General features: G+C 67.5%; 15 protein-coding genes. 8 read left to right on the top strand and 7 right to left on the bottom strand.

Translation table 11 applies throughout. The features are described from left to right. Positions 1-34: 34 nt before the first annotated feature. The 4 genes from HRU76_05055 to HRU76_05040 all read left to right on the top strand — a co-directional run bounded on the left by HRU76_05055 (position 35) and on the right by HRU76_05040 (position 6,316). Positions 35-1,681 (top strand): hypothetical protein, encoded by a 1,647-nt coding sequence (locus HRU76_05055; protein ID QOJ16988.1) that lies wholly within the window; start codon positions 35-37, stop codon positions 1,679-1,681. 52 nt (positions 1,682-1,733) lie between these two features. Continuing rightward, complete coding sequence (locus tag HRU76_05050) at positions 1,734-3,503, top strand: chorismate-binding protein (protein ID QOJ16987.1); 1,770 nt, start codon at positions 1,734-1,736, stop codon at positions 3,501-3,503. A 177-nt stretch (positions 3,504-3,680) separates the two neighbouring features. Next, a complete protein-coding gene (locus tag HRU76_05045) occupies positions 3,681-4,841 on the top strand; it encodes a hypothetical protein (GenBank protein ID QOJ16986.1) in 1,161 nt (386 codons plus the stop codon). A gap of 104 nt (positions 4,842-4,945) precedes the next feature. After that, a complete protein-coding gene (locus HRU76_05040) occupies positions 4,946-6,316 on the top strand; it encodes a sigma-54-dependent Fis family transcriptional regulator (protein QOJ16985.1) in 1,371 nt (456 codons plus the stop codon). Between the two features lie 15 nt (positions 6,317-6,331). Here HRU76_05040 and HRU76_05035 read toward each other — a convergent pair whose 3' ends face one another. The 3 genes from HRU76_05035 to HRU76_05025 form a co-directional block, all read right to left on the bottom strand. Beyond that, positions 6,332-6,844: an Rrf2 family transcriptional regulator gene (locus HRU76_05035; GenBank protein ID QOJ16984.1), complete on the bottom strand. Its 513-nt coding sequence runs from the start codon at positions 6,842-6,844 to the stop codon at positions 6,332-6,334. A gap of 70 nt (positions 6,845-6,914) precedes the next feature. Next, positions 6,915-7,532, bottom strand: a complete 618-nt coding sequence (locus tag HRU76_05030; protein ID QOJ16983.1) for a hypothetical protein — start codon at positions 7,530-7,532, stop codon at positions 6,915-6,917. 204 nt (positions 7,533-7,736) lie between these two features. Continuing rightward, complete coding sequence (locus HRU76_05025) at positions 7,737-9,176, bottom strand: L-seryl-tRNA(Sec) selenium transferase (protein QOJ16982.1); 1,440 nt, start codon at positions 9,174-9,176, stop codon at positions 7,737-7,739. A gap of 164 nt (positions 9,177-9,340) precedes the next feature. Here HRU76_05025 and HRU76_05020 point away from each other — a divergent pair, with 164 nt between their 5' ends. Further along, positions 9,341-10,813, top strand: coding sequence for an anthranilate synthase component I family protein (locus HRU76_05020; GenBank protein ID QOJ16981.1), 1,473 nt, complete (start codon positions 9,341-9,343; stop codon positions 10,811-10,813). 33 nt (positions 10,814-10,846) lie between these two features. On the opposite strand, the gene HRU76_05015 is transcribed toward HRU76_05020, so the two are convergent. Both HRU76_05015 and HRU76_05010 read right to left on the bottom strand, forming a co-directional pair. Then, on the bottom strand, positions 10,847-11,059 hold the full coding sequence (locus HRU76_05015; GenBank protein ID QOJ16980.1) for a hypothetical protein: 213 nt from the start codon (positions 11,057-11,059) through the stop codon (positions 10,847-10,849). Beyond that, on the bottom strand, positions 11,056-11,436 hold the full coding sequence (locus tag HRU76_05010) for a DUF721 domain-containing protein (protein ID QOJ16979.1): 381 nt from the start codon (positions 11,434-11,436) through the stop codon (positions 11,056-11,058). Before HRU76_05010 ends, HRU76_05015 begins: the two co-directional genes overlap by 4 nt. Positions 11,437-11,589: 153 nt before the next feature. On the opposite strand from HRU76_05010, the gene HRU76_05005 reads away from it, so the two are divergent. Further along, on the top strand, positions 11,590-12,945 hold the full coding sequence (locus HRU76_05005) for an FAD-dependent monooxygenase (protein ID QOJ16978.1): 1,356 nt from the start codon (positions 11,590-11,592) through the stop codon (positions 12,943-12,945). Here the strand turns inward: HRU76_05005 and HRU76_05000 are convergent. Beyond that, on the bottom strand, positions 12,933-14,519 hold the full coding sequence (locus HRU76_05000; protein QOJ16977.1) for a hypothetical protein: 1,587 nt from the start codon (positions 14,517-14,519) through the stop codon (positions 12,933-12,935). The two genes, HRU76_05005 and HRU76_05000, sit on opposite strands and share 13 nt — an antisense overlap. A 306-nt stretch (positions 14,520-14,825) precedes the next feature. Here HRU76_05000 and HRU76_04995 point away from each other — a divergent pair, with 306 nt between their 5' ends. Both HRU76_04995 and HRU76_04990 read left to right on the top strand, forming a co-directional pair. Then, positions 14,826-15,377, top strand: coding sequence for a hypothetical protein (locus HRU76_04995; protein ID QOJ16976.1), 552 nt, complete (start codon positions 14,826-14,828; stop codon positions 15,375-15,377). 51 nt (positions 15,378-15,428) lie between these two features. Then, entirely contained in the window at positions 15,429-16,661 is a 1,233-nt protein-coding gene (locus tag HRU76_04990) for a winged helix-turn-helix domain-containing protein (GenBank protein QOJ16975.1), read from the top strand. Here HRU76_04990 and HRU76_04985 read toward each other — a convergent pair. After that, positions 16,658-18,868, bottom strand: coding sequence for a bifunctional rhamnulose-1-phosphate aldolase/short-chain dehydrogenase (locus HRU76_04985; GenBank protein QOJ16974.1), 2,211 nt, complete (start codon positions 18,866-18,868; stop codon positions 16,658-16,660). The genes HRU76_04990 and HRU76_04985 overlap by 4 nt on opposite strands. Positions 18,869-18,942: the final 74 nt, after the last annotated feature.

Here is an 18,942-nt window from a genome sequence, read left to right as displayed (position 1 = left end):
GTACGCGTCAACCATCACCTGGCCTACCACCCCGATGCGCGGTCTCGATCCGACATCTCGCCTCCACACGGCAGCGGGGCGGCGTCTCGCGCCCTGGCTTGGCGCGGTTCTGGCGCTGTCGCTGGCCTCCTGTGCCGCGGCGCCGCGCAACCTGCAGGCGGTGTCCGCCTATTACAACTACGACTTCCCTTCAGCCCGCGAAGCGCTGCGAGGCGACGCGGAGCTGCTCAACGACGAGCAGGTGGTGCTCAACAACCTGCGTCTCGGGCTGGCGGCCATGGCTGACGGCGACGTGAACGAGTCGGAGCGGGCGCTGGGACGCGTGTTCGACCTGCTCTCGACCGCGGGCCTCAACCGCGACCGCACCACCGCGGCGGTGTGGCTGCACGAGGGCGTTCGGATCTGGAAGGGCGAGCCCTTCGAGCAGGCCCTGGCCTATCACGCCGTCGCCACGCACTATGCCACGCGGGGCGACTGGGAGAACACGCGCGCCGCGGCGGCCAACGCGCTCTTCCGGCTGACCGACTTCGGCGCGGATCGTGATCGCAAGCTCACGTCCGAGGAACTGGCCCGGCGCGAGGCGCAGCGTCCCGGCTACCTCGAGACCGGCTATACCGCGGTGGACACCAACTTCGCGCTGGGGTTCCTGATGCAGGGCGTCGGCGCGGACCTGAGCGGACTGGACGCGCAGGCGCCATTCGACGCCGCGCTTCGCATCAACCCGGCGCTGGCGCCCCTCGTGGATGTGCTGCGCCGCCGCGAGTACGACACCCTGCTCATCGTGGACTACGGCAAGGGCCCGACCAAGGTCGCCTATGGACCCGATCTGGCCCTGGCTCGTTTTGAACCGCGCATGCGGTCCGGGAACCGACTGCACGTATCGCTGGACGGGCGGGCCTTGGGGAGTTTCGCCGCGGCGTGCGACGTGAACGCCATGGCCGTCGATCACCGATGGAACAACCTCGAGGACGTGCGCCGGGCCAAGAGCATGATCGGCGACGCGCTGCTCGTGGGCGGCACGGCGGCCATCGCCATCGGCGGCCACAATGACGAGAAGGAAGCCCAACTGGCTGGCGTCGGCGCCATCATCGCCGGCATGCTGCTCAAGGCCGGGGCGCGGGCCGACACGCGGCACATGGAGTTCAACCCGGTTGAGACGTTCCTCGTTCCGCTGTCGCTCGGGAGGACCGGAACGCTCGACGTCACCGTGGCGGGCCACGGGCGGACGAGCATCGTGCTGCCCGACTTCATCCCCGGCTCGCCCGGCCGGCCGCGGGCGGTCTACCTGCGCCTTCACGGGCCGGACAGCCCGCAACCAGCGTGGCTCACCGCGCGCACCCTGGTGCATGGCAACGATTACGCGGGCGTGAAGCCGGGCGACTGGCCCTGGATTCTCGGTGGCCAGGACGTCTCAACGCCCACGCGCGAAACGCTGGAGCAGTATCAGCGTCACGGACGACTGACCGATGTGCCGCTTCTCGATCTGCAGGACAGGTATCAGCGGGAAGGCATCCTGATCGGCTCGGGCATGGAGAACCGGCCCGACGCGCGGAAGAACCCGTCCTTCCGCCACATCCTGGAGGGCGGTACGGGACTGTTCACGCCCCAGCCGGACTCGATGGGCTACAAGCGGATCATGTACTCGGCGCACCCCCCCTGGCGGGGCGGCGGACGGCGATAGGCCTTCGACGTTTCCCATTTTGCCGCCGTTCGCCGCTCTACACTCCCCGGCCATGATTTCACCTGACCGCGACACCTTCCACGCACTGGCCAGCCCCGGCGTCATTGTTCCGCTGCATCAGCGGGTCATGGGCGATCACCTGACGCCCGTGCTGGCGTATCGTCGGCTTGTCGCGCCGGACGAGCGCACGGCGCCGTCGTTCCTGTTCGAGTCGGTGGAGACGGGCGGCCGTGCGGGGCGTCATTCGATCCTGGGAGCGCGGCCGAGTGTGGAAGTGATCGCGTTCGGACACGAGGTCACCATCATCGACCACGCGGCGGACACCACGATCACGCGGCGGGTGGAGAATCCGTTGGGCGTGATGGAGGAGTTGCTGGGGTTGTGGACGTTGGTGCGAAGCCATCAGCCATCAGCCGTCAGCCGTCAGAGTGAGGCATCCGGGCGGGGGGATCAAGGCGTCGAGGTATCGAGGCATCAAGGGTCTGCGAAACCCGGTACTGGGAACCCGGCTTTCGGAACTCCTCGGTCCCCAGTCGTCAGTTCCCGGCCCTTCCCGTCCCTTCCCGACGCCTTTCTCGGCGGCTGGGTCGGCTACGCGGGGTACGACACGGTGCGGTATCTGGAGGGGGAGAAGATTCCCTTCGCCGCGGCGCCGCCGGATGATCGCGGGCTGCCCGACCTGCACTTTGCGCTGTATCCGAGCGTGGTGGTGTTCGATCACGTGGAGCGCATCGTTCACGTGGTGCATCACGCCATGATCCGTGCGGGCGAAGACCCCGACGCGGTGTACGAGCGCGAGACGACGGTGCTTTGGAACCTGGTGAAGGAACTGGAGACGGAGCGTGTGCGCCTGCCAGCGGGGTCGATCGACCTCGACCTGGCCGCGCCGCCCGCCCCGCCGGGGGCCGGAGCGGGAAACTTCACCCGTGCGGGGTTCGAGGACGCCGTGCGCCGCGCCAAGCATTACATCGCCGCGGGGGACGCCTTTCAAGTAGTGCTCAGTCAGCGTTTCGAGCGACGGACCAGCGCGGACCCCTTCGACATCTACCGCGCGCTGCGCGTGGTGAACCCCAGCCCCTACATGATCTACCTGCAGGCGAAGGGGGCGATTCTCGTCGCCTCCAGCCCCGAGATCCTCTGCCGCGTGCGCGGCGGGGTGGTGACGAATCGTCCTCTGGCGGGCACGCGGCGGCGGGGGGTCACGCCCGAGGAGGACGCCGCGCTGGAGCGCGACCTGCTCGCCGATGACAAGGAGCGGGCGGAGCACATCATGCTTGTTGATCTGGCGCGTAACGACCTGGGCGTGGTGTGCGAGGTCGGCAGCATCGCCGTCGAGCGCATCATGGACATCGAACGTTACAGTCACGTGATGCATATTTCCTCCACGGTGACGGGCCGCCTTCGCCAGGGACTGACATGCTGGGACGCGCTGCGATCGACGCTGCCGGTCGGCACCGTGTCCGGCGCGCCCAAGGTGCGGGCGATGCAGATCATTGATGAACTGGAGCCGACCCGCCGCGGGCCATACGGCGGGGGCATCGGCGGCGTGGGCTTCGATGGCTCCATGGATATCGCTCTTACGTTGCGAACGATGGTAATCCCGACGGGAGGGGTGGAAGCTGCCGGCCGTCAGCTGTCAACCGTCAGCCGAGAGACGGCAGCCGAAGGCCGACAGCCGACTCCCCGCTGGACCGTCCATTTACAAGCGGGCGCCGGTATTGTGGCGGACTCCGACCCGGCTTCGGAGTACCAGGAGACGGTGAATAAGGCCGCAGCGCTGGGCCGCGCGATCGACCTGGCGGAGTCGGCGTTCGGGCGGTGAGTACGAGAGCGTGTCAGTGCAGATAGAATGTTCCAGAGTTCGCTTGACGCGGAAAGTGACTCGTGGCAATCTCCACTCAGTGACTGAGGGGTCACGACGCGAACACCATCTATCTCGTGAGGGGGCGATATCATAGTGTGGATCAACAGTCATCGGGCATGGCTTGGCTGCCTCCTTGTGTCCATCGTGGTGACGGCGGGCGGCGGTCTTGTCGGTTGGGGCGCGCCGGCTGCCCGATCAGCCCCAACCGCCTTGGGATGCGGCTGCGGTACGTCGGCCGCACGGGATTTCGCCCCAGCGCCGCCGCTCTACGACACGACGCTTCAGGCGGACGCCCGGCGTCCGATTTATGCCTGGAAAGCGAATCCATACGTCTTCCTGGTCAAGGCGTTTCGGAGTGAGGGGATCGAGCCGCGTCGGTCCCATCGACTGGCTGAGGCGGTGCTGTCCCAGACCAATCTTGATGCCGTTCACGAGCCGCGAGTGTTTCTCCGATTCGCGTTCTCCGCGGTCGGATTCGACGATGCGGCCGCGGAAGGAGCGTCCGCGCACGCCATCAATCTGCTGTCCAGGCAGATGGGCGATATTCTGCCGTTGCTCGCCGACGCGATGGGCGAAGAAGCGAATGTCGGCGGGGCTTCCTCGGGTTCTCCTCGGCCTGCGCTGAACACTCGTGCGTTCTACGAGTGGCGAGGCGATCTCTTTCAGTTCATCCGAATGTCGCTGATTGCAACTGGAATGGAACGCTCCCAGGCCATGCGGAGCGCTGAGCATGCGGAAGCCATGTCCATGGCGCTTGATCCGCGGTTCGCCGAGGAGTGTCGTGAGCGCTCGCCGGAGGAGGTGCTTGTCAGGGCGTTTCTGACACTTGGGCTTGATATCATAGAAGCGAAAGTCCGGGCTTTGGTGGCGCTGCAGAAACTGAATGTGCGCGGGTATTTGGCGCCGGTTACAGCGGCTTCATCCGACGGCACCTGCTCCGCCTACGAAGTGCGGATCATCTGGTGCGTCAATGGTCAGCAGCATGTCAGTTCGGAGTTCATCAAGCGAAACTCGTGGGATGGGCTCCTGCAGGCCTGCCCATCCATGAGCCAGTGTCCGGTCGGTCAGCAATACTGGTGGACGCTGCGGGTGTCGGACGCGAATTGCTTCGGCACGCCCGGCGTGGGGACATGCATCTGGATCGCGGCCGTCGGCGGCCTGGAGGATGTTGAATGCAGCCGAGCCAGGGAGCTCAATTGTTTTGATGAGACCTCCGGGACGATCGACTGCGAACTGATCGAAAAGATATGCGGCGACGAGGGCTTCGGCCCGAGCGGGTGCCCTGATTGCGGCTGATCCGATGACTCGTCGCGTCTGAACGAAGTGGACGCGCAAACGGGCCTGTCAAGAGGTCCGTGGTTGTTCATGCGACCGGGGCTTGGACCTACAATCGTCCCGCCATGAGCGACGCCCCGATTCGAGCCCAGGTGCTGATCGTCGATGACGAGGTGGATCACGCGGAGGTGATGGCCGAGGCGCTGCATCGTCCCGGCCACATCTGCACGGTGGTGCATTCGCTGGCCGCCGCGCGGGAGGAGATTTTGCACGGCGGGTTCGATGTGGTGGTGACGGACCTGGTGATGGAGGAGGAGCAGGCCGGGCTGAAGGTGCTGGAGCTGGTCAAGCAGCACCAGCCGGACGCGGCGACCATCATGGTCACGGCGCATGGCGACGTGCCCACCGCCAAGGCGGCGCTGCAGGGCGGGGCGTACGACTTCATCGAGAAGCCGCTGGACCTGGACGTGTTCCGCAACCTGGTGCAGCGCGCCGCCGAGACGGTGATGCTGCGTCACCAGAACCAGGCGCTGCAGGGGCGGGTCAACGCCGCCTACGGCTTCGAGGGCATCATCGGCGAGTCGGCGGCGATCCGGCGCGTCATCGGCACCATCCGGCAGGTGGCGCCGAGCACCATTCCGGTGCTGATCCTGGGCGAGTCGGGCACCGGCAAGGAACTGGTCGCGGGCGCCATTCACAAGCACTCCAAGCGGGCCCGCAAGCGATACGTCACGTTCAACGCGGCGGGGCAGACCGAGTCCTTGCTGGAGGACCAGCTCTTCGGCCACGTGCGCGGGGCCTTCACCGGGGCCGACCGCGACCGCGAGGGCGTCTTCGAGTACGCCGACGGCGGCACGCTGTTCCTCGACGAAATCGGCGACATGCCGCTCACCATGCAGGCCAAGCTGCTGCGCGTGCTGGAGACGGGCGAAGTGGTGCGGCTGGGCTCCAACGAGCCGCGCAAGACCGACGTGCGATTCATCAGCGCCACGCTGCGCGACCTGCCGAAGATGGTGCAGGAAGGCGCGTTCCGCGAAGATCTGTACTTCCGCATCAAGGGCGTCGTGATCGAGATTCCGCCCCTGCGCGAGCGGCGCGAGGACATCCCGCTGCTGGTCAACCACGCGGTTGGCAGGTTCTCCGCCGAGATGGAGAAGCCCGCTCCGACCGTCACCGGACCGGCGATGATGCGGCTGGTGGCCTACCACTGGCCCGGCAATGTGCGCGAACTGCTCAACGTGGTGCAGCGCATGGTCATTACGGCGACGGGGCCGACGCTCGACGTGGGCGATGTGCCTGATGACATCCGGGTCAGCGATGCTGATGAGCACGTCTCGCTGGGCTCGCTGGCCGGCGTGGGGCTGGACAAGCTTGAGAAGGAGGCCATCCGCCAGACGCTGGCGATGACCGCCGGCAACCGCGAGAAGACGGCGCAGCTGCTGGGAATCGGCGAGCGGACGCTTTACCGCAAGCTCAAGGAATACGGGATCAAGTGACGAGCGATGCGGGCCTCATCCGGCTCGTCCCGACCGGGGCGGGGCCGGTGCGGTCGCGCGATAGGACTCGCGAGGCCTCTTCGGGATCACGCCGCTGGGCGTGGGCCGCCTGCCCTCTTCCTGATAGGCGACGCGGAACACCTCGAAGGTGGTGTCCTGGAGCAGGGCGTCCATCGACTGTTTCACATCCACCAGTTTCTGGTGCAGGGGACAGGGTTCGCCCGCGCCGCAGACACCGCCGCCGAAAGGACAGTTGTTGTTCTCGTCCTCGCGCTCGAAGAGCCGGTAGACTTCGTGCAGGTGAATGTCGCGGGGCTTCTTCGCCAGCGCGAAGCCCCCGCCCGGTCCGCGCGAGCCGGTGACCAGGCCCGCCTGGGAGAGTTTCGTCAGCACCTTGGCGACGAATGGCCCCTGCAGTCCGCGCGAGGCGGCAATGTCCGCCGCGGAGAGGCGCGTCGAACCCCCGTCATAGATTTCGGCGAGTCGGCTCATCGCCGCGATCGCCGTCTCGGTGGCTTTGCCGTACATGGAAGAGTCATCCCCGCGTTCTCGCCTCGATCGCGCCCGGCACGTCCCCTGAGTCGCTGGCGGGCCATCGTCAGTCCGGGATGGTGTTCAGCCGCAGCATGGCCAGCCCGGGATTGCCCGACGCGGAGGTCTTGTGCAGCTCCACGTCGATGAAATAAGAGAAGTTGAAGAAGTCGAAGACCAGGTTGCAGTTGGTGATGTTGCCCAGCTGGAAACCCGCGGCATGGGTCTGGTTGTTGCTGTCCACGGTCATCACGGTCTGCGTGGTGCCGTCGGATATCTTGTGACGCTTGAGGCGGGCGATCACGCGGGCGCCCGCTCCGTTGTCCCGGAAGCGCATGATCATCAGCACGCAGCCCAGGTTGTTGGTCAGTCCGTCCACCGAGACGACGTTGTAGCGCACGTTGAGCACGGAGCCGGGCGGCGCGTCGGTCTTGAGGGCGAGGATGTTCCCCGCCACGTTGTAGATGCCCAGATCCTCCTCGTCGATCGTGCCGTCGGACGCGACGAGGGTGTAGGGATCGAAGCCATTGAGCATCGCGGTCGAGGCCAGGTGCTCGCGGGCGGATTGCCCTGTGTGCCGACCCGTCCAGACCGCCGCGACGACCACCGCGGCCACCACGCAGACACCCGCGAACACCCCGAGCAGACCGGGGCGATCATGCGACGACGACCTGAGAGAGAACATCCACGGACTCCTGATGAAAATCGACCCGGAACGGACACCCGAAGCAGCCCCCGGCCACCGGATGGCGACGGATGCGTCATCCGTCACATTCGGCGCTGGAGACGCTCACGATAACATCCCAAGGCGACCGGTCAAAGGGAAAACGTCGCGTTCGCGGCCGCGCGAGGGAAACGCCCCGATTGCGAAAACCTGCTTCGTTCCCGATCAGGCCGACGCACCGCAGGCGGCACGCACGGCCGCGATGACGTCGTCATCCTGTCGCGGGAGGACGGTCCTCAAGTCGATCCAGACGTTGCCGCCCTGAATGCGCGGCAGAAGCGGCGACAGCGGTGGCCCGGCCGTCCGCAGCCGATGGGCGAGGACGGCCTCATCGCCGTTCCTCGGCGTCAGCACCAGGGCCACGCTGGGCACCTTCCGCGTGGGCAGCGAGCCGCCGCCAAGGTAGGCGTCGGAAGGCGCGGCGTGAACGCTTTTCAATCCCGGTTCATCCTCCAGTGAACTGACCAGCCGCGTGGCTCGCAGCTGCAGCGAGCCGAGCGGCGCGGCGGCCATCGCCAGCACGGGCACGCGCTGTGCGGCGTAGGCCGCATCGCGGTGCAGCAGCAGCGTGGCCCCCAGCGCGGCAAGGGTGAGTTTGTCCACCCGCATGGCCCGCATGAGCGGATGCTTCTCGATGCGGTCGATGAGCGCCTGGCGCCCCACGATGACGCCCGCCTGCGGCCCGCCCAGCAGTTTGTCGCCGCTGAAAAGCACCAGGTCCGCACCATGTTCGATCGACTGTCTCGCCCACGGCTCGCCGGGAATGCCCAGCGGCGTGAGATCGGTCAGCGCGCCCGAGCCGATGTCGTGGACCAGCGGGATCGATCTCGTGCGGGCCAGTGCGGCGAGATCGCTCGTCTCCACCTCCTGCGTGAAGCCCGCGATGCGGTAGTTGCTGGGGTGTATCTTGAGGATGAGCGCGGTGGAGCCGTCGACGGCGCGCTCGTAGTCGCTCAGACGCGTTCGGTTGGTCGTGCCGATCTCGCGCAGAAATGCGCCGCTGGCGGCCATGATGTCCGGGAGCCGGAAGGAGCCGCCGATCTCGATCAACTCGCCGCGCGATACCACCACCGTGCGACCTTTCGCCAGGGCGGTGAGGAGCAGCACCAGAGCGGCGGCATTGTTGTTGACCACGGTGGCCGACTCGGCGCCGGTGAGTTCCGTCAGCAGGGGGCGCACGATCGTGGAGCGCAGCCCGCGTTCCCCGCTGGGCATGTCCAGTTCCACCGGCGCGTAGCCGCCCGCCACGGCGGCGAGGGCCTCGACCGCCTCCTTCGCCAGCGGCGCGCGGCCCAGACCCGTATGGATGATGATGCCCGTGCCGTTGATCGCGGGGGTGAGCGGGGGGTGATTGGCCGTCTCCAGCATGGCGGCGGCGGACTGGGCGATTGACTCGATTGAAGTCGGCCGGCGCCCTGCTTCTCTCGTGGTTCCCCCGGCTCGAAGCATGCCGCGATGCTCCTCCAGCGCGGCTCGGACGGCCCGCACGATCAGCGCACGCGGCACCTGTTCCCGCCACGGGGACAGCGCGGCGGCCTCAACCACCTCGTTGACCGAGGGCAGCGCACGAAGCGCGGCGTTGGAGCGATCGTGTCGTCCCGCCATGCGGGCATGGTAACAGGGGGAAGGGACCGAGGGATCGAGACATCAAGGCATGGCCTCCTCTCCATCTCCCTCTGGGAGAGGGCCGGGGTGAGGGTGTTTCCGTCGAACCGCCTCGCCCGCCTGCGCGCGGTTTCAAGGATGTCGGTGCTTCCTATCATCCGCCCGTGACCACGACGCTGGTTCCTTCCCCAATCGCATCGACCCCCGCGCTGCCCGCCGATCCGCTGATGGTGGTGCGCCGCTGGCCGGTCGAGTGGCCGCTGATGGCCCTGTGCTCAGGGGCCGCGCATGAGCGATGGGGGCGGTGGACGATTCTTGCTCGCCCGCGCGGCTGGTACACGCATCTGGGGGGGCGTTCGGATCTGGCCGGCTTCGACCCCGCGCCGCCGTGGGTGCGTCATCTGACGTTCGGACACGACCCGCTGCAGGATGTCGATCGCCTGTTTGGCATCTCGACCGGCGGAGTGCGGGCTGGCGAGGCGGAGCACGATGACCCAGGACCGCCCTTCCGCGGCGGGTGGATCGGCTCGTTCGGCTATGAACTGGGTTTCAGCATCGAGCCGACGGCGCGGGTTGACCTGGTCAAGACGCCCTCGTGGCCCTTGATCGAGCTGGCGTGGTGCCCTGATGCCCTGGTGTTCGACCATGCGTCGGGCCGGTGGTGGATGATCGGCGAGGTCGAGGCGATCGTCGATCGACTCGTGGGCGATCTGCTCCCGTCTCCCATTGGGAGAGGGGCCGGGAGTAAGGGGCTTTCCTCCACCGCTCCCACACACGCAGCCCCCTTTCAAGTCAGCCCCCTTCATTCCAGCCCCGGCGGCGCGGCGTTCAAGCAGGCGGTGACTCGCACGCTGGAGTACATCCGCGCGGGCGATGTCTTTCAGGCCAATATCGCGCAGCAGTATGGCTGCGACTTCCGCGGCTCGACCCGCACGCTCTTCCTGCGGGCGATGCGAACCAGCGGAGCGCGATACGGGGCCTTGCTGGAGAGCGCGGCAGGTCGGACGATCGTCTCCATGAGCCCGGAGCTCTTCCTGCAGATCGACGGCGCCTCGCGGCGCATCGTGACGCGCCCCATCAAGGGCACGCGTCCGATGGAGCAGGATGCCGCCGCGCTGGCCGGCTCCGGCAAGGACGCGGCGGAACTGCACATGATCGTGGACCTGATGCGCAACGACCTGGGCCGCGTCTGTTCGTTCGGCAGCATGCGCGTCAACGAGGCGCGAGTCATCGAAACCTATCCCACCGTGCATCACGGCGTGGCGGAGGTGAGCGGTACGCTGCGCCCCGGCGCGACGATGGGCGACGTGCTGCGCGCGACCTTTCCGCCCGGATCGGTGACGGGTGCGCCCAAGGTCCGCGCCATGCAGGTGATCGACGAGCTGGAGCCGCACCCGCGCGGGGCCTACTGCGGGGCGATCGGGTTCATCGACGTTCGAGGCGGGGCCTGCCTGAACGTGGGCATCCGCACCATCGCCCTGACGGGTGAGCGCGAACCGGGGCGATGTGACGCATTCACGTACGCTGCGCTGACCTACGGCGCGGGGTGCGGCGTGGTGGCGGACTCCACACCTGACGGTGAACTGGCGGAGTGTGAGCAGAAGACCGCGGTCCTGCGGGCGACGTTGACGGGGTGACGCAACGGACGACCTGAGTCCGCCTGGGCCCCGCTACCGGGTCGGACCATCACGCAGTTGACGGAACTGTCGCAGCGCCACGTACAGGCACCAACCCGCGGGAAAGAACAGAACGAGAAACGGCCCGCGCCAGATGGCGCCGAGCATCATCAGCGACCAGGCCAGCAGGCCCGCCGCGAACACGATGCCCCACTGCGCCAGTCGCGCGGCGGCCGGAACGTTCGAGGTGGGGCGCGTCGTCTTCATGCGGAAGTCCGCGGCGTCGGGTCGATGTCGTCGCTGATCGAGGCCACCCGGAGGCGGACCTGCCGGATCACGCCGCCGGTAAGTCGGGCGATCTCGCCCGTCGCGCCGGCACGGAGCAGTCGATCAACCTCGTACAGGGCGCCGGATGAGGCCACGTCCACGCCCAGCATGCCGGATCTCACCGAGCGAACCCGCGTCTGCGCGGCGAGATCGGCAGGGACGACCTGCTCCCATGCGGCCATCGCGGGGCCCAGACGCTTGACGGTCCTCTCCAGGTCGCGGCGACGGGCTTCGATGCGATCGCCCAGCGGCTGAAATCCGTCGCGTCTGGCGCGATGCGGACGCAATCGCTCGATCTCGTGCAGCCGATGCGGCATCAGGGCATGGTACCACACTTGTCCGGAATCAGACATCCTCGAACCACCTCATTCGACTCATCGTCCGGTAGACTGACGGACCTGCTCGGGAATGGCCGCCCGCCGTGCGTTCACGAGGCGGCGACCGACGCAGCGCTCCGGTGCGTCCCGGTCATGTCCGATCACGCCCCACAGCACGTCATCATCGTCGGCGCCGGGCTGGCCGGCGCGCTGCTCGCCTGCGCCCTGGGACGGGCGGGGTACCGTGTGTCGGTGTACGAGCGGCGAGGCGATCCGCGCATCAAGGGGTTCGTCGGTGGTCGTTCGATCAACCTGGCGCTTTCCACGCGCGGGCTGGCGGCCTTGAAGGAACTGGGGTTGGATGAGGTCGTGCTGGCGGACGCGGTGCGCATGCCGGGACGGATGATCCACGACCGGCAGGGGCGCACGGTGTTTCAACCCTACAGCCGCGATCCAGGTGACGCCATCAACTCGGTGTCGCGCGGCGGACTGAACCTGACCCTGCTCAGCGCCGCGGCGGAATGCGCCAACGTCGCGCTGTATTTCGGTCATCGGTGTCTCGATATCGACCCGGCCGGGCCGACGGTGGTGTTCCACGATGAGGCGACCGGCCGCGAGGCGACGGCGTCGGGCGACTTCGTCATCGGGGCCGACGGCGCCTTCTCCGCGGTGCGCGGGTGGATGCAGAAGACCGATCGCTTCGACTTCTCACAGTCATACCTGGCGCACGGGTACAAGGAGTTGTCGATTCCGCCGCGACCGGATGGCGGACTGGTCGGCGGCTTCGCGATGGAGCCCAACGCGCTGCACATCTGGCCGCGCGGCGGGTCGATGATGATCGCCCTGCCCAACCGCGACGGCTCGTTCACCTGCACGCTGTTCTGGCCCTTCGAGGGCGAGCATGGCTTCAGCGCGATTCGCTCGCGCGCCGACATCCGTCCGTTCTTCGAGCGACACTATCCCGATGCGGCGCCGCTCATGCCCACGCTGGAGGAGGATTATGAGCGCAACCCGACCAGTTCCCTGGTGACGGTGCGCTGCGCCCCGTGGCACGCCGGCGACCGGATTGTCCTCGTGGGCGATGCGGCCCACGCCATCGTGCCGTTCTTCGGGCAGGGGATGAACGCTGCGTTCGAGGACTGCTCCCTGCTGGTGCGGCTGCTGCGCGAGCATCCGCGCGATCGGGCGTCCGCCTTCGAGCGATACTTCCACGAACGCAAGCCCAACGCCGACGCCATCGCCGACCTGGCGCTCGAGAACTTCATCGAGATGCGCGATCGTACGGCTTCTCGCGCCTTTCGCGCCCGCAAGAAGCTGGAGCACCTGCTGCACGGGCTGTTTCCCGGCTGGTATACGCCGCTCTACAACATGGTGTCCTTCAGCACGATTCCCTACGCCCGGGCCCGGGCCCGCGCCCGTACGCAGTGGCGCGTGGTGGGCGCGGTCGGCGCCGTCATGGCGCTGGGGTTGCTGGCGGGGCTGGTCGCCGTGCTGCGTTACCTGCCGTGACGTCGCCAGAAGCGATGCTTCCACCACCAGCATGACCGCTCCGGCGACTGCGCCAGCCCCATCTCATGCAGGCCCTCGGGCATGTCGCCCTCGCCCGTGAGCGCGGCGTTGATGCGGGCCGCCATCACCAGCCCCTCGGTCACCGCGCGGTCGATGGATCGTCGACTGCCGTCATGCGGAACCGCGGCGACCATGACCGCCTGCCGGGCCGTGCCGCCCTTTCCGTCATCCGCCGCAACCACGGCGATGTAGTACCGTCCCGGCCTGGTCCACCCCTGACGCTCCGCTCGGACGAGCAGCCCTCGTCCGCCTTCGTACCACTCATTGAGGAAGTCCGGGGCGAACCCGCACCAACCCTTCATCTCCGGCTCGTTGCTCAGCATGGTCACGTCCAGGATCAGGGGGTCGCCGTCGGCATCTTCCACGACGAACGTGCCGCTCACGTCCACCATTCGCCTGTTGGGCGGCCAGAGCACCAGCGGCTTGACGGCGGTGATGGTCGGCGGAACGTTGGTGACGGGCGGCGAGCAGTCCCTCACGTACACGCCGGTGGGGGCGACCAGTCGTGCGTCCGTGATCGAACCGACTCGCACGCCCGTCATCGCGTCGTAGATGGAGAGCATTCCCGGTTCCGTCACGTACAACCGCGTTTCGTCGGGATGCAGGGCCATCTGGTCGATGCCGAACGCCGCGGGCGTGTTGGCCACCGGAAACGTCAGGTAAGGAACCTGGCCGAGTTCGCCGGTCATCGGGTCGGCGATGTACAGATCCACGACGCCGGGCGCCGTGCTGCGCACCCACAGGCGATCACCCGCGGACGAGAACGCCGCGCTGATGCCCGTGCCCGGCAGGGTGCGGGACGACATGGCGGCCAGGTCGGTGGTCGAGAAGGTGAGCAGTTGCCTCGTGGTTCGCCCCAGCGCCGCCGCCCATGCGCCAGTCGGAGCGATGTGGACGTTGTTGGGCTGGTTGAACGCCATCGACCCGGTGGGACCGGAGAGCACGCCGGTCTGAAGGTCAAGCGAAAGACGGCGGATGATCCGCGCGTTGAACGAGGTCACCAGCACCGTCCCGTCCGGACCCACGTCGATCGAGCAGCTGTCCACGCCCAGGTGCAGCGCCTGCACCTCGCGCCGCTGGTCGATGTCGATCACCGATACCGGAAACGTGTTGATGCCGTCGCAGACCAGAAGGAACCGGCCATCGGGCGAGAGAGCCAGGTCTTCGCCGGGGTTGGCGATTCGGATGGGGTTGGTCCCCGCCGCCAGAGCGGGGGGCGAGGCCGCCAGGTCAATCACCCAGATGCGCGACTGGAAGTCGGTCACAAACCCCAGCATGCGCGTGGGCTCGATGATGCAGTCGCCCATGGTGCTGCCGGAAAGCGGAATCGACGCCAGCACCTGCTGCGACGTGGCGTCGAACACCACTGCCGACTTGGTGTTGTTGTCGGCGACCAGCCCCAGCACCTGGGCCGGGGTGGCGCTCGTGGTGGTCAGCGCTGCGGCGCCGGCCAAGGCAAGCGCGGCGAGTTGAAGTCCGGTCGAGCATTCCGGGCGCGTGGCGGGCGAGAGCATCGGCGGTCCCCTGTCCGTCGGAAAGGGCCTCCTGTGCTGACGAACTTCGCCCTGGACGCCACCCCCGCGGGAGAGTGTGCGATTGCCGCGACATGATCGCGCAGAGCCAACACGTCCGACGACACGACACGGCGCCGAAGGACGGCACAGACCGAAAGGGTCGCCAATCCATAGGGTTATCGACCGTGCCAACAGCGTGAGTCAGTGAGAAACAGGAAAGATGCACGGCTTGCGTTCTACCCTTCGACCTGCCCTCGGACCTTTCGGTACAGCCGGCGCGTCGGAACCGGGGGATCAGGAGTCACCATGAGCAATCGGTGTGTCGGCCTGTTGATCGGGTCTCTGGTGGTCGCGATGACCGGCGTCATCGCGGCGCAAGGTTCTGGCGGCATTGCCGAGGCGTCGTCGCATGATGAGCCGCCCCGCGCCGCTATCGACTCCCTCATCTGGCTTGCGGGCGGATGGCGGTCGGCGTCGGAGGACGGCAAGGCATCCAGCGAGGAGCATTGGGTCGACCCGGCCGGAGGCGCCATGCTGGGCGTCAACCGCACGATTCAGGCCGGCAAGATGGTCTTGTTCGAGTTTCTCCGCATCGAGGAGCGCGAGGGCACGCTGATCTACCTCGCCCAGCCCGGGGGCCGCACGCCCGCCACGACGTTCACGCTGGTGGAGATGGGTGAGCATCGGGCGGTCTTCGCCAATCCCGCGCACGACTTCCCTCAGCGCATCGAATACCGCCGCGACGGTGACACGCTTCACGCCCGCGTGAGCGGTTCAATGAACGGCAAGGAGGCGGAGGAGACGTGGGCGTGGAAACGGGTGGGGGCGGCGGACGACACCCCGAAGTCGCCGCGTTGAACCCGAGTGGGCGTCCTTGAAAGTTTGCAGTCTGTTCGGTATCATGGCGTCATGCCGGCTCGTGTCCATCCCGAGATGGTCACCATCCCCGCCTCCGCCGCGCGCCGTCTCCTTCTGCATGCCCAGGGGCTGCTGGAGGATGCCGCCGCGCCGGTTGATGCGGCCTCCGTGCAGCGGCTCATCGAACGCATGGGCTATGTGCAGATCGACTCGATCAACATGGTCGAACGGGCCCATCACCTGACGCTCTTCTCGCGCCTGCCGGGCTACCGGCCTGAGCACCTGCGGCAGCTTCACGAGGGCGATCGATCGCTCTTCGAGCACTGGACGCACGACGCCTCGCTCATCCCCGTCTCATCCTTCCAGCCGTGGAAGCGGCGCAGCATCCGTTTCGTGTCGCGCGTGAGCAGCCGCGACTGGCTGAAGCGCCGGCTCGGGCCGAAGCCGCGGAAGGTGATCGACGAGGTGCGCGGGCGCATCGAGTGCGAAGGCCCGCTGCAGTCGCGCGACTTCGAGCGTGCGCCGTCGAAGAAGGGCCACTCGAGCGCGTGGTGGGGGTGGAAGCCGCAGAAGGCGGCGCTCGAATACCTCTGGTGGCGGGGCGACCTGACCGTGGCGGCCAGGATCAACTTTCACAAGGTCTACGACCTGACCGAGCGGGTCTATCCGCATCACCACGCGCTGGAACCGCCGCACGATGAAGAGTGGGTGGAGTGGGCCTGCCGCAACGCCATCGAGCGCGTGGTGGTCGCCTCCCCCCGCGAGATCGCCGGCTTCTTCGGCGGCGTCACGATCGCCGAGGCGACAGCGTGGTGCCGGGCGGCGGGGGAACGGGGAGAGGTCGTCGCTGCGCGGGTCGAATCGGTGGATGGGTCGAAGCCCAGGCCCGGCTTCGCCCTTCCGGACTGGCGTGAGCGGCTGGCCCGCGCCGAGGCCGCGCTGAGCCCGCTGGAAGGGCACATGCGGCTGCTTTCGCCATTCGACCCCGTGCTCCGCGACCGCGCCCGGGCGCTGCGCCTGTTTGGCTTCGACTACCGCTTCGAGGCCTTCGTGCCCGCGCCGAAGCGACGGTACGGCTACTACGTGCTGCCGATCATGCAGGGCGAGCGGATGATCGGACGGGCCGACTTCAAGCACCACCGTGACCGCGAAACGCTCATCGCCAACGGCGTATGGTGGGAGAAGGGCGTCAAGCCAACCCGCGTTCTGAAGGCCCGGTTCAAGCAGGCGTGCGAAGAACTCGCGACGTTCATCGGTGCGCGACACGTGGAGCTGCCGCGCTAGCGCACGAACGCTTCGTGCAGTCCGCCGTCCACGCAGAGCACCTGCCCCGTGGTGCGCGATGACTGCGATGAAACCAGGAACAGGATCCCACAGGCCTGATCCTCGGTCGTCACCGGCTGACCCGTCAGCGTTCGCTCGGCGTAGAACGTCGCCAACTTCGTGCGCAGAGCGTCATCCGGCTCCTCCTGATCGAACGCGATGCCGTACTTGATGAGCGAGGCGATCACGCGCTGCCGCGGGAACATGGTCGATCCATCGACCACCGTGGCCGGGGCCAGTGCGTTCACGCGCACCAGCGGGGCCAGCTCGATCGCCAGTTCGCGCGCCAGGTGATTGGCCGCCGCCTTGCTGGCGTCGTACGCCAGCGATCCCCTCTTGGGCACAAGGCCGTTGACGCTGGTGGTCAGCACCAGCGTGCCTCGCAGATTCTGCCGTTTCCAGATCGCCCGCGACTCGTCGGCCACCAGGTACGCGCCCATCACGTTCACATCAAACGTGCGCTTCCACTGCTCATCGGTGACGCTTCCATCAGCGCCCGGCGGCACGTAGATGCCCGCGGTGATGATGAGGTGATCGAACCCGCCATAGGCCAGGACCGCCCGGCGGATCGCAGCCCGCACGCTCTCCCGTCGCGTGATGTCCACTCCGCCCGAGCACGCCGGGCCGCAGTTCGACACGCCCGTGCCCGCCACGCCGATGCCCTCGCCCACTTTGCGGGTCACTTCCGCCGCGGTGGATTCCGCGGCGCGCTCATCCAGGTCCAGGCACGCCACGTGCGCGCCTTCCCCCGCCAGCCGGTACGCAGCGGCGCGCCCGATGCCGCTTCCCGCGCCCACCACCACCGCCACGTGGCGGGCCAGTTCCCGCTCGGCGGGCATGCGGCGGAGTTTGGCCTCCTCCAGACGCCAGTACTCGATGTCGAACGCCTCCTGCTGCGGCAGGGCGATGTACTCATCAATCGCCTCCGCCCCGGCCATCACCTCCACGGCGCAGTTGTAGAACTCCGCCGTCACACGCGATTCGCTCTTGTTCTTCCCCCATGCGATCATGCCTACCCCCGGAATGAGAATCACCGTGGGGCTGGGGTCGCGCATGGGGGGCGAGTCGGCCCGCCTGCAGCGGTTGTAGTACGCCGCGTAGTCGGCGCGGTACCCGGCGAGCCCCGCCTCCAGCGCGCCCTTCAGTGTGTCGATCGAGTCACGCTGCGGGTTCCACGCCACGTACAGCGGCTTGATCTTCGTCCGCAGGAAGTGGTCCGGACACGAGGTGCCCACTTCCGCCAGACGGGGGGCATCGACGCTGTTGACGAAGCGAAGCATCGGCTCATCGCACTGCGTGGTGGCGATGATGCGCTGGTTGGGCTGCGACAGCCGCCCGCGCAGCCACGGCAGCATCTCCACCAGCAGGTCATCCCGCTGCTCGGGGGCGAGCGATTCGTATCTCGCCCCGCCGAACGCCTGCTCGCCGGGGTTCTGCGCGTCGATGAACCGCGCCGCCCGCTCGATGAGCGAGAGCGTCAGTTCGTAGCACTCGCGGTCGTCATCGGCCCAGTTGATGAGCCCGTGCTGGCCCATCACGACGCCCTTGAGATTCGGATTCGCGCGAATCTCCTCCTCCAGGCGCAGGCCGAGTTCAAAGCCGGGCCGCATCCACGGCACCCAGCCGATCTCCTCGCCGAACACCTCCACCGTCAGTTCGCGCGAGCGCCGCGACGCCGCGATGGCGATGACCGCGTTGGGGTGGGTGTGATCGACGTGCCGCGCCGGCACGAAGGCGTGGAGCGGCGTATCGATGGACGACGCCCGCGGGTTGAGGTTGAAGGTGCAGTGGGGGTAGAGATCCACCATGCGGTCCTCCGCCGCGCTCTTGAGGCCGCGCTCGGGCATGGCGGCGTAGACATGCTTCAGCGCCGTCAGTTTCGGCATCTCCAGCGAGGCGAAGTTGGCCTTTGTGGCCGTGCGCAGGTCGCCCCCGGAGCCCTTCACCCACACCACATCCACGGGCGAGCCGGAGATGGGGTCGCGCTCGCTGATCTTGGATGACGTGTTGCCCCCGCCCGTATTGGTGATGCGCTGATCGGAACCGAGCAGGTTGGATCGATAGACCAGCCGCTCGACGGGGCTGAGCCGTGAGGCGATGGCGTCATCCCAGCCGTGTCGGACGTGGTGGAATGAACTTGGTGAAGTGAATGCGGAAATGGAACTCATGGCACCATTCAAGGCGCGACATCGCACAATGCCAGCAGCCCGTCGAACACATCGGCCGGGCCCCTGAATCTGTG

It is taken from the genome of Phycisphaeraceae bacterium, assembly GCA_015709595.1.
Taxonomy (GTDB): Bacteria; Planctomycetota; Phycisphaerae; order Phycisphaerales; family SM1A02; genus CAADGA01.
Note: the sequence above shows the minus strand (reverse complement) of the source record. Positions and strands in the feature narration are given on the sequence as shown.